Here is a 14147-nt window from a genome sequence, read left to right on the forward strand (position 1 = left end):
ACAACCCGCCCTGCCCGCGCCTCTCGTGCCGACGCTGCCGCGTCCACCGCAAGCCCGGCTCGCGACAGTGACGACCACATCGTCGCCCCTCTTGGTGAGCCGGGATGCGCGACACATACGCCGAAACCGAATTTCGGTAAAGTGGAATATTTTTAGCGAGGCGGATTGACAGAGCGCGACACAGGCCCCGTTTTGGCTGGATGGGGGTTCAGCCGGTCTCTAACGCACCCGCCAATCGGACGTCACAGCCGATTGTCCTGAACAGAAGGGAAGCAAGGCGATCCAGACAACGCCGCCGCAAGACCTGGATCGCCCTCGCCTTCCGTTCCTCAATCGATTCGAATCCGACGTGACCTGTCGCGCGGCCGTGGAGCGGCCGTGCTGAATGCGGTCGAGCAGTCGTCGTCGTTCTCACCGTCGAGCAGCGGAGCACCACAGTGCCGGCACATGCGTGCCGACATCGACGACGCCTTGCCGCTCGCCAGGACCTGACGATAGTTCGCCAGGTCGATGACGTTGCGGGGCGACGTTATGTGTTTTTCAACCATGGTTGTTCCTCGCGGCTACGCACTGCTTATCGCAGACAAGTTTCGCGCAAACGTTCAGCCCACCGCTCAAATTTTACCGGAGGAATTGCGGCACGACGCACACATCACGGCGCGGCCTCAATCCCGATCTATTCTGCGACACGATTCACCGTGTCTGTGCGACCGGCGTAAGGTCTCGGTAGCTATTTTCCGAGCGCGACGGGATCAGAGCCACTTCTTCCACTTGAAGATCCAATACGGGACGATCGCGGCGATCAGCATCATCACCAGCGCCATCGGATAGCCGTGGACCCATTTCAGTTCCGGCATCACCTCGAAGTTCATGCCGTAGATCGAGGCGATCAGCGTCGGCGGCATCAGGACAACAGCCATGACCGAAAACAGCTTGATGATGTTGTTCTGCTCGAGATTGACCACACCGAGCATGGCGTCGAGCACGAAGGTGATCTTGCTGGAGAGATAGGAGGCGTGGTCGGTCAGCGAGGAAACGTCGCGCTGCATGGTCTTGAGCTGCTCGCGCATGTCCTTCGACCATTTCACGCCCTCGACCACCGCGGACAGGAACGTCACGACGCGGCCGATCGACACCAGACTCTCGCGAACCTTCGAGGTCAGATCGCCCTTGCGGCCGATCGAGATCAGGATCTGGGAATATCTCTTTGCCTGCCCGTGGCGCTCGCTCTCGGGCTCGAAGATGTCGTGGCTGACCTGATCGATCTCGGTGCCGCAACGCTCCAGAATGTCGGCACAGCGATCGATCACGGCGTCCAGCAGCTCCATCAGCACCATCTCGCCGGTGATGGAAGGCGTGCAGGAGCGGGCCAGTTTGGCCTCGACCAGGGCGAAAGGCTTCGGCAGGTCGTAGCGCACCGTCACAAGGCGGTGGTCGGCGAGGATGAAGGTCACCGCCGTGGTCCGGGGCATGTCGGTATCGGAGTGGCACATCAGCGTCGCAGTCATGTAGCGCGCGCCGTTCTCCATATAGAGGCGGCTGGAGATCTCGATCTCCTGCATGTCCTCCCGGGTCGGGATGGCGATGCCGGCGAGCCGCTCCACTGCCTTGTCCTCGGCCGCGGTGGGGTTGACGAGGTCGATCCAGACCGCGCTTTCGGGCACCGCGGCAAGATCTTCGATGACAACCTTCTTCAGGACAGACTCGGAGGGAACAAACACCGAAAACATGCACGACTCCAGAGAACCTGCGGCAGAATGACAGCCCTTAGCGCGATTCTGACAAGTTCACGATGACAACCACATTAATGGAGCGTTTGCATTTGTGGCGCGGCCATGGCTCAACTGTGGCACGGAATCGACAGTCCGGCCCCCTTTGGCCCAAAAATCTTCACGGGGCCGCAAAACTTGCGGCAGAAAAGCCACAGCTTGGGTCTCGCAGCGCGGGATAAGGCCTTCAGTGCTGGAATTGTGGCAGATTTCAACGATAATGCGATTAACGGAGTCGAGGAACTTGGGCAGTAGGCTCAGGCCTTCCGCACGGTATTGTTTTGATTGGAACCAAATCATGTCGTCGCTGAAAGTTAAGTTGGGAATTCTGGCCGCCGGCCTGATGCTGTCGGGCTGCATGCAGGCCACGCATTTCGAGGCGACCGACACCAAAGCCTTCAAGCCGAAGGACAAGGAACTGCTCGCCAAAGTTCGGTACGAGAACACCCCGGTTGCCGAGCCGTTCCGCCGCGCCATCGTCCAATACCACCGCAAGGAATCGCCGGGCTCGATCGTGGTCGATTCCGACAATCACTATCTCTATTACGTGCTGGATGGCGGCAAGGCGATCCGTTACGGCATCACCGTTGGCGAAGAGGCCATGGCTTGGTCGGGCATCGCCAAGGTGGGCAGCAAGACCGAGTGGCCGGCCTGGCACCCCACCCCCGGCGAAATTTCGCGCCTGGGCGTGCCGACCTATGTCGCACCCGGCCCGGACAATCCGATGGGCTCTCGCGCGATTTACCTCTATTCCGGCGGGAAAGACACGTTGTTCCGCATCCACGGCACCAACCAGCCGGAATATATCGGCGCCTCGATCTCGTCTGGCTGCATCCGCCTGACCAACGAGGATGCGATCGATCTCTATGATCGCGTCAAGCTCGGCACCCTCGTCGTGGTGCTCGAGCCGAAGCACGGCGATTCGCCCTACAATTCGCGGCTTGCGCTCGGTGGCAGCCAGACCGGCCAGGCGGGCAGCTACTGATCGCCTGCTGATCCCTGAGATCCAAAAGCGCCGGTTTCACCGGCGCTTTTTTGTTGCCGGCTTGCGCGGCTGGGACTTGCTGGCATCGGCCGCCGGCTTTTTCGCAGGCGCCGGAGACTTCTCCACCGCCTCGTCGTCAGTTCCTTCCTTTTCTTCGGGCTTGGCCTCGGGCTTGGTCTCGGGCTTGGCCGCGACCTCGCGCGGTGGCGCCTCCTCGGGGCGTTCCGCCGGCAGCAGCGGGGCGACCTGCGGCAGGGGATCCCAGACGTTCCACTGGCAGATCCGGTAGTCGTTGCGCCGCTGCGCCAGGTCGAGATGGATATGGTCCTCGTGGTACCAGTCTGAGCCCGGGCCGAGCACGGTGGAAAAGCGTGCGCAGACCGAATGCAGCACGCGCTCGCGCACCTCGCGCGACATGCTGCGGTCGGTGAGGCCGATCGACTGCCCATTGGCCAGCTTGATGGCCCGGACGTCGAGGGCGTTGGCCTTGCCGTGCTCCGACAGCAGCGCGCCGACGACGCGGTTGCGGCCGCGGCACTCGAAGCTGTCGAAATTGTCGAGTTCGCCAATGGTCGAGCCAAGGCTGGTGGCCAGCGGCGCCATGTCCTTGCGCAGCCAATCGGCGATCGCCGACGCCATGGTGCAGCGAAGGATCGCCGCCGGCTTGACCGCCACCTTGCGCTTGTCCGGCAGAACGACGGCTTCCAGCCGCACCAGATCCTCGCCGCCACAGGCGCCGGGGCCGCGGATATCCGGAATCGAGGGCGCGATCGCGATTTCCTCGGTCAGCGCAAGACGACAGGCCGAGACCGGCTTCTGGGCTGGTGCCGCAGCCTCGGCGGGCTTGTCGGCGCCGGGCTTGTCCGCCGAAGGCTTGCCGTCCGCGTCCGGCGGAGCCTCGTCCGATGCCTTGTCCGATGCCTTGTCCGTTGCCTTGGGCGCCTCCTCGGGGCGCGGTCTCGGCAGCGGGATCCTGGCGGAATGAACCGCGGGGCGCGGCCGTGGTGCGGCGATACCGAAGATATCCAGCGGGGATGTGTATTTTCGCGCCTCTGCCCTCTCGGCGAGGACGAGCGACAGCCCGAGCGCAGCGGTAACCATTGCCACGCCAGCGGACATATAGCCGCGACAAGACCATTTGCGGCGAAAGTCCGGCAGGCTAAAACTCATGACAATTCTTTGGCCCAACGCTGAGAGCGACAACGCGCCCAGCGACTTCTCGGAGGAACGTCGGAATGCTTGGTTTGATGCAAGATTGGCCCCTGCTCTGCCACCGGATCATCGAACATGCCGCCAAAATTCACGGCAAGCAGGAGGTGGTTACCCGCTCGGTCGAGGGACCGATTCATCGCACCAATTACGCCGAGATCCACAAGCGCGCGCTCAAGGTCTCGCAGATGCTGGAGCGCGACGGCATCAAGCTCGGCGACCGTGTCGCGACGATCGCCTGGAACACCTGGCGCCATCTCGAGGTGTGGTACGGCATCATGGGGATCGGCGCCATCTGCCATACCGTCAATCCCCGCCTTTTCCCCGAGCAGATTGCCTGGATCATCAACCATGCGCAGGACCGCATCGTGATGACCGACATCACCTTCGTTCCGGTCCTGGAGAAGATCGCCGACAAGCTGACCAGCGTGGAACGCTACGTCGTGCTCACCGACAAGGCGCACATGCCGCAGACGACGCTGAAGAATGTGGTCGCCTACGAGGACTGGATTGCGGAGGCCGACGGCAAATTCAAATGGAAGGACTTTGACGAGAACACGGCAGCCGCGATGTGCTACACGTCGGGCACGACCGGTGACCCGAAGGGTGTGCTGTATTCGCATCGCTCCAACGTGCTGCACGCGCTAATGGCCAACAATGTCGACGCGCTCGGCACCAGTGCGTCCGAGACGATGCTGCCGGTGGTTCCGCTGTTCCATGCCAACAGCTGGGGCATCGCCTTCTCCGCGCCTTCGCAGGGCACCAAGCTGGTCATGCCCGGCGCCAAGCTCGACGGCGCCTCGGTCTACGAGCTGCTCTCGACCGAGAAGGTGACGCACACCGCCGGCGTGCCCACGGTGTGGCTGATGCTGCTCCAGCACATGACCGCCAATAATCTCAAGCTGCCGGACCTGAAGATGGTGATCTGCGGCGGCTCGGCGATGCCGCGCTCGATGATCAAGGCCTTCCTCGACATGGGCTCGAACGTGCGTCACGCCTGGGGCATGACCGAAATGAGCCCGATCGGCAGCGTCGCGGCACTGAAGCCGCCGTTCCAGAACGCCACCGGGGATGCGCGGCTCGACGTGCTGCAGATGCAGGGCTACGCGCCCTTCGCGGTCGAGATGAAGATCACCGACGATGCCGGCAAGGAGCTGCCCTGGGACGGCAAGACCTTCGGCCGCCTCAAGGTCTCCGGCCCCGCCGTCGCCAAGGCCTATTACCGCGTCGACACCGACATCCTCGACGAGGACGGCTTCTTCGACACCGGCGACGTCTCGACCATCGACGAGGACGGCTACATGCGGATCACCGACCGCTCCAAGGACGTGATCAAGTCCGGCGGCGAGTGGATCTCCTCGATCGACCTCGAAAACCTCGCGGTCGGCCATCCGGCCGTGGCGGAAGCCGCCGTGATCGGCGTGTTCCACCCCAAATGGGACGAGCGGCCGCTCCTGATCGTGCAGCTCAAGCAGGGCCAGCAGGCCACCCGCGAGGACATCCTCAAATACATGGACGGCAAGATCGCCAAATGGTGGATGCCCGACGACGTCGCCTTCGTCGAGGGCATTCCGCATACGGCCACCGGCAAGATCCTGAAGACGGCGCTGCGCGACCAGTTTAGGGATTATCGCTTCCCGAACGCGGCGGCGTAGCGGCTCGGTGCGACCCTCCCCTGGAGGGTCCGGGAGAAGCGGAGCTCGCCCGGGGGTCGGCTCACATGGAGCGAAGCGGAACGTGAGACGGGGGTGGGGTGATCTCTCCACACGGGCACCGCCTCAAGGGAAAGACTGTCACCCCGCCCCGCTCGCGCTTCGCGCGATCGACCCTCCCCCTCCAGGGGAGGGTGATCGACCCTTGAATTTGCCCCCGCGCCGTGGTCTCAACGGCCCATCGTCGCGCCGAACTGGCCGGCATCGCCAACCCCGGCAGAGCTCACTCGATGGCCCGCAGGTTTTCCGCTCCCTATCAGTCGGAGCCCGTGTCCAGCCTCGCGAGCTGGGCGCGCAATCTGGCCGTGTTCGCGGTGGTGGCGGTGGTGGTCTCGATCATCATCGTCCGCTTCGATTTCCTGGAGCCGAAGCCGGCCCTTGCGACCTTCTTCGGCGGGCTCGCGATATCAGGCCTGTCGATCCTGTTCGGGCTCGCCGGCTTTGCCGCGATCTGGCAGAACGGCTCGCGTGGCATGGCGCGCATCCTGCTCGCTTTGCTGATCGACGGGGCGATCCTCGCCTATCCCGCCTATCTGGCCCTGCAATATCGCAAGCTGCCGGCGATCTACGACATCACCACCGACCCGATCGATCCGCCGCGTTTCGACGCGCTGGCGCGCCTGCGCACCGGCGAGGGCACCAACACCGCCGTCTATGCCGGCCTCTATTCGGCGGAGCAGCAGCGCCACTTCTACCCTGATATCGAGCCCGTCGAGCTCGAGATCTCCGTCGACCGCGCCTATGCGATCGCGCTCCAGCTCGTCAACAAGCGCAAATGGATCATCATCGACGAGCGCGCACCGCAGCCGCCGCGCCGCATCGGCCGCATCGAGGCGGTGGCGCGCACGCCGATCATGGGGTTTCGCGAGGACATTTCGATAAGGTTCGTGCCGGACGGCGATGATTCCCGCGTCGACATCCGCTCGGCCTCGCGCAATTTCGACAGCGATCTCGGCAGCAATGCCGCGCGCGTCAAGAAATTCATCGACGATCTCAACACCGCCGCCGATGCCGACGCGCTCAAGCCGGTGAAGAAGACCCCGGTGGCGCCGCCGAAGGCGCCGGCAAAGACGGTGAAGAAATGAAACTGGCGAATGGCGAGTAGCGAATTGCGAATGGAACGCTACTCCCCACTCGCTATTCGCCCCTACGTCATCCGATACGTCCCGCCGATCACGGGATCGCCGTCGGTCGCCACCACCCCGCGGGCGACCAAGTCTTCCAGGTGCGCCAGCACGGAATAGCCGGCGGCCGTCGTCAGCCTGGGATCGATACCGATATAGATCGCGCGGACCATGGTCGGGATGTCGGTCTCGCCCTTGGCGAGGCGGTGCAGGATCGAGGCCTCGCGCGCCTTGCGGTGCCGGATCAGGAAGCGCACGAAGCGCTGGCCGTCGGGGATCTCGGGGCCGTGGCCGGAGAAATAGAGATCTTCCTCGCGTGCGGCGAGCCGGTCGAGCGAGTCCATGTAGTCGATCATCGAGCCGTCGGGCGGCGCCACGATCGAGGTGGACCAGCCCATCACGTGATCGCCGACGAAGTTGAACTTTCGCTCCGGCCAGGCGAATGCCAGATGATTGGCGGTGTGGCCGGGCGTCGCAACGGCCTCGAGCCGCCAGCCGTCGCCCTCGACGACATCGCCATGCGCGATCCGGATGTCGGGTACGAAGTCGCGATCGGAGCCGGATTCCGGATTGTGCTTCTCGCTCTCGAAACGCGGGCGCGAGGCCCGGTGCGGGCCCTCGGCATAAACCGGCGCGCCGGTCGCCTGCTTGATCCGCGCGGTGTTCGGCGAATGGTCGCGATGGGTGTGGGTGACGAAGATATGGCTCACCGTCTCGCCGCGCACGGCATCGAGCAGCGCAGCCGCATGCGCCGCATCGTCCGGACCGGGATCGATGATCGCGACATTGCCCTTGCCAACGATATAGCTGACCGTGCCGGTGAAGGTGAACGGGCTCGGATTGTTGCAGAGCACGCGGCGCACGCCGGGCCGGACTTCCTCGACGACGCCCGGCTTCAGCGGAAAGTTGCGGTTGAACGGGACGTCGTCATTGTCGGACATGGCTTGCTCATTCCTTGCTGACTTCGTCATGCCCGGCCTTGTGCCGGGCATTCACGTTCTTCGCGTGGCTTAAGACGTGGATGGCCGGGACAAGCCCGGCCATGACGCAGTTGGAGAGTTCTCGTGCCTCACGCGTTCACCGCGTAGCCGCTCAGAAAAACGCCTGAATGCCCGTGATGGCGCGCCCCAGGATCAGCGCGTGGACGTCGTGCGTCCCCTCATAGGTGTTGACCGTCTCGAGGTTATGGACGTGGCGCATCACGTGGTACTCGATCGAGATGCCGTTGCCGCCGTGCATGTCGCGCGCGACACGGGCGATGTCGAGGGCCTTGCCGCAATTGTTGCGCTTCATGATCGAGATCATCTCGGGCGCGAACTTGCCCTCGTCCATCAGGCGGCCGACGCGAAGCGAGCCCTGAAGGCCGAGCGCGATCTCGGTCTCCATGTCGGCGAGCTTTTTCTGCACGAGCTGGGTCGCGGCAAGCGGCTTGCCGAACTGCTTGCGGTCGAGCGTGTACTGGCGCGCGCGGTGCATGCAGTCCTCGGCGGCGCCGAGCGCGCCCCAGGAGATGCCGTAGCGGGCACGGTTGAGGCAGCCGAACGGACCCTTGAGACCGGAGACGTTGGGCAGCAGGGCATCTTCCGGAACCACAACGCCGTCCATCACGACCTCACCGGTGATGGAGGCGCGAAGCGAGAGCTTGCCGCCAATCTTCGGCGCGGACAGGCCCTTCATGCCCTTTTCCAGCACGAAGCCGCGGATCTGGTTGTCATGCGCGGCCGACTTGGCCCAGACCACGAACACGTCGGCGATCGGCGCGTTCGATATCCACATCTTGCTGCCGGTGAGGCGATAGCCGTCCGCGACCTTCTCGGCGCGGGTCTTCATGCCGGCCGGATCGGAGCCGGCATCGGGCTCGGTCAGGCCGAAGCAGCCGACCCACTCGCCGCTGGCGAGCTTCGGCAGGTACTTCTTGCGCTGGTTCTCGTCGCCATAGGCGTAGATCGGGTACATCACCAGCGAGGACTGCACCGAGTTCATCGAGCGATAGCCGGAATCGACCCGCTCGATCTCCCGCGCGACGAGGCCATAGGCGACGTAGCTCGCATTGGCGCAGCCATATTCCTCCGGCAGCGTGATGCCGATCAGGCCGAGCTCGCCCATCTCGTTGAAGATCTCGCGGTCGGTCTTCTCTTCGAGATAGGCCTTGGAGACGCGCGGCAGCAGCTTGTCCTGGGCGTAGGCGCGGGCGGTGTCGCGCACCATGCGCTCGTCTTCGGTCAGCTGCTCGTCGAGCAGGAACGGATCGTCCCACTGGAAAGAAGCCGCAGCCGGCTTGTCCTTGGCCTGAGGGCGCACGCTCATGAAACGTCCTTTCGTCTGGTTCCGTCAAAATTTGCCCGACAAAGTAAAGCGCAGCGGCAACAAGTGCAATTGCATCCTGGTTTCGGTCGTTCCGGGGCGCAACACCGACGAACCGGAAATGCCGTTGTCAGGTTTCGAGCTGCTCGTTGGCAACGATCTCGATGCCGAAGCCGGACAGGCCCTTGTAGTCGTGCACCGAGGAGGTGAGATGCCGGATCGAGGTGACGCCGAGATCGCGCAGGATCTGCGCGCCGACGCCGACCTCGCGCCACTGGCGGTTGCGGTCGGCCTCGGTCGCGCTCTCGTCGGGCAACGGGGACACGGGGACACCGGCCGCGCCGTCGCGCAAGTAAACCAGGACGCCGCGGCCTGATTTCTTGAAATGCTCGAGCACGGCCGCCATGCGCTTGTGGCCGGTGAAGGTGTCCTTGACGATGTTCGGCTTGTGGAAGCGCGTCAGCACGTTCTTGCCGTCACCGACGCCATTGTAGACGAACGCGACGTGGGCGATGGAATCGAACGGCGAACGATAGGCATAGCCCTGCAAGGGTCCGATCGGGCTTTCGGTGACGAAGGTCGAGACCCGCTCGATCAGCTTCTCGCGCGCCTGGCGGTAGGCGATCATGTCGGCGATGGTGACGTGCTTGAGCTTGTGCCTGGCCGCGAACTGCGCGACCTGCTCGCCCTTCATCACGCTGCCGTCGTCGTTCATCAATTCGCTGATGACGCCGACCGGCGGCAGGCCGGAGAGCTTGCACAGATCGACGGCGGCCTCGGTATGGCCCGAGCGCAGCAGCACGCCGCCATCCTTGGCGATCAGCGGGAAGATGTGGCCGGGCCGGGCGAAATCATTGGCGCCGACATTGGGATTGGACAGCGCGCGGCAGCAGGAGGCGCGCTCCTCGGCGGAGATGCCGGTGCCGCCATCGGGCTTGTAGTCGATCGACACCGTGAAGGCGGTGGTGTGCGCGGAATCGTTGTGGGCCACCATCGGATCGAGCCGCAGGCGGCGCGCGTCCTCGGTGGTCACCGGCGCGCAGACGATGCCTGACGTATGGCGGATGATGAACGCCATCTTCTCGGCGGTGCAGAGCGAGGCGGCGACGATCAGATCGCCCTCGCCCTCACGGTCCTCGTCGTCGGTGACGACCACGAGCTCACCCCGGGCAAAGGCCTGCAAGACTTCCTGGACGCTATCGGGCATGTCCCAATCTCTATCGGTTATGGGCGGGAGGCTTAGCCGGACTTGGGCCGGGGCGCTAGTGTCCTGGACGCAACCGCATATGCCTGACGGCAGGCCTGCCAAGGTGGGCAGGCTTGCACCGAAGATACCAGGGATATAGGCGCGGAATGCCGGGAAGGAAGACGGCCGGTCCCCGCGTCAGGGCAGCACTTCGCGGCGCTCGCCGAGCCGCTGGTCGAGCTCGGCGCGCTTGTCGGTCAGCAGGCCGGCCTGCGCGGCCTCGATCACGGTAAACAGCTCATGAGCGTCGCTGAGGCGGGTCACGGTGACGTAGCTGGCGCCGGCCGCATAGAGCTCGTCCACGTCCGACAGGAGATCGGCCGTGGCCACGATCAGGGCGGTGGGATTGAGCGCTCGGACGTGGCGGACCAGCTTCTCGTTGCTGGCGCCCTTCAGCAGCGAATCCGGCACGCTGAGGATGATCATCTCGGACTTGCCGACGCCGGCATGGAGCAGCGTATCCGCGCTGCTGATGTCGCCATAGATCACGTGCAGGCCGCGCGACAGCAACGTCTGGTACACATTGGGGTTGAAATCGACCACGGTGATCTGCTCGAGCAGCACCGGCGCCTGCCGTTCGATCTCGGCCAGCAGCGCGCTCGCCGCACGGAAAAAGCCGAGGATGACGATACGGCGGGCCTCGCCATGGCCGCCCTCGTGCCCCTCCTCGGCATGGCCGTTGCCGTGGTCGAGATCGCGCAGGCCGATCCGCTTCAGGGGGCCGATGGCCCAGCGGGTGATCTCGTCGCTGCGGCTCATCGCGAAGGTCGAGAGCACCGCGAGCACCACGAAGGCGAAGGAGGCGGCATTCGCCGTCTGCGCTGCGATATGGTGATCGGCAACGCCGGTCTGGATCACCACCAGCGAGAACTCGGAGATCTGCGCGAGGTTCAGCGCCGGCAACAGGCTGGCGCGCAAGCCCTGCTTCATCAGATAGAGCGGCGTGAAGGTGGTGACGAGGCGGCTCACCACCGTGAAAGCCGCGATCATCAGCGCCAGCCCGATCACGGAGAGGCCGGGCACGGGAATGGTCATGCCAAGCGCGACGAAGAACAGCGTGATGAAGAAGTCGCGCAGCGTGGTGACCTTGGCGGTGACGTCGAGCGCGTAGGGAAAGGTCGAGAGCGAGACGCCGGCGATCAGGGCGCCCATCTCGCGCGACAGCGACAGCCGCTCGGCGGTCTCGGCGACGAGAAAGCACCAGGCCAGCGCGCCGAGCAGGATCAGCTCGGGCCGCCGGGCGATCTGGTGGAACAGCCGCGGCAGCACGTAGCGGCTGATCAGCAGAGCTGCGGCGACCAGCACCGCGACACGGCCGATCGAGAGCAGGATGACGCTGGCTTGCAGATTGGCAAGGCTCGGCTGCACCGCCAGGAACAGGATGGCGAAGATGTCCTGCAGCACCAGCACGCCGAGCGTGATGCGCCCTGGCAGCGTGTCGAGCTCGCGCTTCTCGTAGAGCACCTTGACGATGATGACGGTGCTCGACAGCGCGCAGGCGACGCAGAGATAGACCGCATCGAACTGCCCGCCGCCGAGCGACAGGCCGATGCCGACGAAGAACAGCACCCCGAGCAGGCAGCCGCCGAGGAGCTGGCCCCCTGCCGCGAACAGGATCACCTTTCCGGCCCGCACGATCTTCTTCAGGTCGATCTCTAGCCCGATCATGAACAGCATGAAGATCAGGCCGAGCTCGGAGATGACGCCGATCGATTCCTGCGAATGGACCCAGCCGGCGCCGAATGGACCTATGCAAAAGCCGGCGATAAGATAGGCCAGAATGAGCGGCTGCCGGGAGAAATGGGCGAGAAGGCCCAGCATCCAGGCAAACAGAATACAGAGAGTGATGTCGCGAATGAGCTCGTGCATGCCAAATTGGTCCGTTTTGCCGCACCCTAGAGACGGGTTGCGGCGCGGCAAGCGAGCAATTCGTCACATGCGAAAAGGGCTGTTCGCAGCAATGCTGTTATGCCCCCTCGCCTTTGCCGTGCCCGCCGCCGCACAATCCAAGGTCAATATTGAACAGAACTTTGCCGATTCCCTCGCCGCGCTGCCGAAGGAGGAACTCGCAATCTCCGGTGGATTCTACGTGCCTGCCTATTCCAGCGTCGCAATGAGCCAGGGCAAGCTGCGCGTCGACTTCTCGGTGACCTTGAGTGTTCACAACGCCTCCGAGACGCAAGCACTGGTGATCAAACGCATCGCCTATTTCGACACCGCAGGCAAGCAGGTCGAGAGTTATCTGAAGGCGCCCGTGGCCTTGAGGCCACTTGCCACCGTCTCGATCTTCATTCCGACCGACGACGTGCGTGGCGGGACCGGGGCCAATTTCCTGGTCGACTGGGCTGCGACGGGCGAGATCGCCGAGCCCGTCGTCGAGGCGCTGATGGTTGGCGGCGTCGCCAATGCGCATTACGCTTTCATCAGCCAGGGCCGTCCGACCAGGACGGCCACAAAGAAGTGAGTCCGTCCGACCCGGACGGCTGGCAAGAAGTAAGGCTGGCCGGCGCAACACCGGCTGGCTCAACAAGAACAAAACGAGGAACACCCCCATGACGTCCAGCTTCGATTTCGCACCCCTGTTTCCGGCAGGGCTGCCGGCCCCTTCTGCGCGCTGGACGGGCCTTGCCAAGTACAGTTTCGTCGGCGGCAACAACGATTCCGAGCAACTGCCGCTCGAGGGCCTGATCGAGGCGACCACCTCAGCTTTACAGCGCGAAGGCCGGTCGCTCGCGACCTACGGGCTGGCGCATGGGCCGCAGGGCTACCTTCCCTTGCGCGAATTCCTGGTGACGAAGCTCAAGCGCGATGCCGGCATCAACTGCACCGTCGACGATCTCCTGATCGTCTCCGGCTCGCTGCAAGCGCTCGACCTCGTCAACGCGACGCTGCTGACCCGCGGCGATACCGTGATCTTCGAGCAGGACAGCTATCAGGGCTCCCTGACCCGCCTGGCGCGACTCGGTGTCAACGTGGTCGGCGTCCCCCTCGACAAGGACGGCATGCGGATGGACCTGCTGGCTTCGACGCTGGCCGACCTGAAGAGCCGCGGCATCCGTCCCAAATACATCTACACGATTCCGACGGTGCAGAATCCGACCGGCAGCATCATGCCCGAGAGCCGCCGCACTGAGCTGGTACGGCTCGCGACCGAGTATGGCGTGCCGATCTTCGAAGACGATTGCTATGCCGACCTCGTCTGGTCGGGGCAGCGGCCGCCGGCGATCCATGCGATGAGCCCAAACGGCGGCGTGATCCATATCGGCTCGTTCTCGAAATCGATCGCGCCGGCGCTGCGCGTCGGCTTCATCGTGGCGCCCTGGGCGGTGATGTCGCGGATGCTGGCGCTGAAGACCGATGCCGGCTCCGGCGCGCTGGAGCAGATGGTGCTCGCCGCCTATTGCAAGCCGCATTTCGCAAGCCATGTGCCGGCGCTGACCAAGGCGCTGCGCACCAAGCTCGACACGCTGATGGAGGCGCTGAACGAGCAGTTCGGCACGGCAGCGGAATTCGAAGAGCCGAAGGGCGGCATCTTCCTCTGGGTCAAGCTGCCCGACCAGGTCGATACGCTGAAACTCTATCAGGCCGCACTCGCCGCCGGGGTCTCGATCAATCCGGGACCGGAATGGTCGACTAGCAAGGGCCATTCCGCCTCACGGCTGAGACTGTGCTTTGCAAGTCCGACGCATCAGCAAATCCGCGAGGGCGTCGCCGTGCTGGCCGAAGTCTGCCGCAAGGAATTCGGCGTGCCGGCCCGGAGTGCCAATGTCGAGAGGGCGAAGGCGTAGATGAGACGTG

12 protein-coding genes are annotated in these 14147 nt (G+C 64.2%); 5 read left to right on the forward strand and 7 right to left on the reverse strand.

What is annotated here, in order from left to right:
- Window positions 1-329: 329 nt before the first annotated feature.
- Together A3AS_RS45890 and A3AS_RS0132720 are read right to left on the reverse strand one after the other, a co-directional pair.
- Window positions 330-548: a hypothetical protein gene (locus tag A3AS_RS45890; protein ID WP_038972668.1), complete on the reverse strand. Its 219-nt coding sequence runs from the start codon at window positions 546-548 to the stop codon at window positions 330-332.
- A 204-nt stretch (window positions 549-752) separates the two neighbouring features.
- Window positions 753-1730 carry a magnesium transporter CorA family protein gene (locus A3AS_RS0132720; RefSeq protein ID WP_018321705.1) on the reverse strand — a complete coding sequence of 326 codons (978 nt, stop codon included), beginning with the start codon at window positions 1728-1730 and terminating at the stop codon, window positions 753-755.
- A gap of 337 nt (window positions 1731-2067) precedes the next feature.
- Here A3AS_RS0132720 and A3AS_RS0132730 point away from each other — a divergent pair, with 337 nt between their 5' ends.
- Window positions 2068-2754, forward strand: a complete 687-nt coding sequence (locus A3AS_RS0132730) for a L,D-transpeptidase (protein ID WP_018321707.1) — start codon at window positions 2068-2070, stop codon at window positions 2752-2754.
- Window positions 2755-2790: 36 nt separating this feature from the next.
- Here the strand turns inward: A3AS_RS0132730 and A3AS_RS0132735 are convergent, their stop codons facing one another.
- The gene (locus A3AS_RS0132735; protein WP_018321708.1) at window positions 2791-3924 is read right to left on the reverse strand and encodes an extensin family protein; all 1134 of its coding nucleotides are present in this window, start codon (window positions 3922-3924) and stop codon (window positions 2791-2793) included.
- Window positions 3925-3989: 65 nt separating this feature from the next.
- Here A3AS_RS0132735 and A3AS_RS0132740 point away from each other — a divergent pair, with 65 nt between their 5' ends.
- The gene (locus tag A3AS_RS0132740; protein WP_018321709.1) at window positions 3990-5618 is read left to right on the forward strand and encodes a fatty-acid--CoA ligase; all 1629 of its coding nucleotides are present in this window, start codon (window positions 3990-3992) and stop codon (window positions 5616-5618) included.
- 287 nt (window positions 5619-5905) lie between these two features.
- Entirely contained in the window at window positions 5906-6760 is an 855-nt protein-coding gene (locus A3AS_RS0132745) for a DUF1499 domain-containing protein (protein ID WP_018321710.1), read from the forward strand.
- A 62-nt stretch (window positions 6761-6822) separates the two neighbouring features.
- Here A3AS_RS0132745 and A3AS_RS0132750 read toward each other — a convergent pair whose 3' ends face one another.
- From A3AS_RS0132750 to A3AS_RS0132765, 4 genes are all read right to left on the reverse strand, one after another.
- Window positions 6823-7740 (reverse strand): MBL fold metallo-hydrolase, encoded by a 918-nt coding sequence (locus A3AS_RS0132750; RefSeq protein ID WP_018321711.1) that lies wholly within the window; start codon window positions 7738-7740, stop codon window positions 6823-6825.
- Between the two features lie 151 nt (window positions 7741-7891).
- Window positions 7892-9106, reverse strand: a complete 1215-nt coding sequence (locus A3AS_RS0132755; protein ID WP_018321712.1) for an acyl-CoA dehydrogenase — start codon at window positions 9104-9106, stop codon at window positions 7892-7894.
- Between the two features lie 127 nt (window positions 9107-9233).
- Window positions 9234-10310, reverse strand: coding sequence for a 3,4-dihydroxy-2-butanone-4-phosphate synthase (ribB, locus tag A3AS_RS0132760; protein WP_018321713.1), 1077 nt, complete (start codon window positions 10308-10310; stop codon window positions 9234-9236).
- 177 nt (window positions 10311-10487) lie between these two features.
- On the reverse strand, window positions 10488-12218 hold the full coding sequence (locus tag A3AS_RS0132765; protein ID WP_018321714.1) for a cation:proton antiporter: 1731 nt from the start codon (window positions 12216-12218) through the stop codon (window positions 10488-10490).
- A gap of 67 nt (window positions 12219-12285) precedes the next feature.
- On the opposite strand from A3AS_RS0132765, the gene A3AS_RS0132770 reads away from it, so the two are divergent.
- Both A3AS_RS0132770 and A3AS_RS0132775 read left to right on the forward strand, forming a co-directional pair.
- On the forward strand, window positions 12286-12813 hold the full coding sequence (locus A3AS_RS0132770) for a DUF3124 domain-containing protein (RefSeq protein ID WP_026202604.1): 528 nt from the start codon (window positions 12286-12288) through the stop codon (window positions 12811-12813).
- Window positions 12814-12901: 88 nt separating this feature from the next.
- Window positions 12902-14137, forward strand: coding sequence for a PLP-dependent aminotransferase family protein (locus A3AS_RS0132775; protein ID WP_018321716.1), 1236 nt, complete (start codon window positions 12902-12904; stop codon window positions 14135-14137).
- The last annotated feature ends 10 nt before the right edge of the window (window positions 14138-14147 follow it).

Origin of the sequence: Bradyrhizobium sp. WSM2793 (assembly GCF_000379585.1) — a bacterium.
Classification (GTDB): Bacteria; Pseudomonadota; Alphaproteobacteria; order Rhizobiales; family Xanthobacteraceae; genus Bradyrhizobium.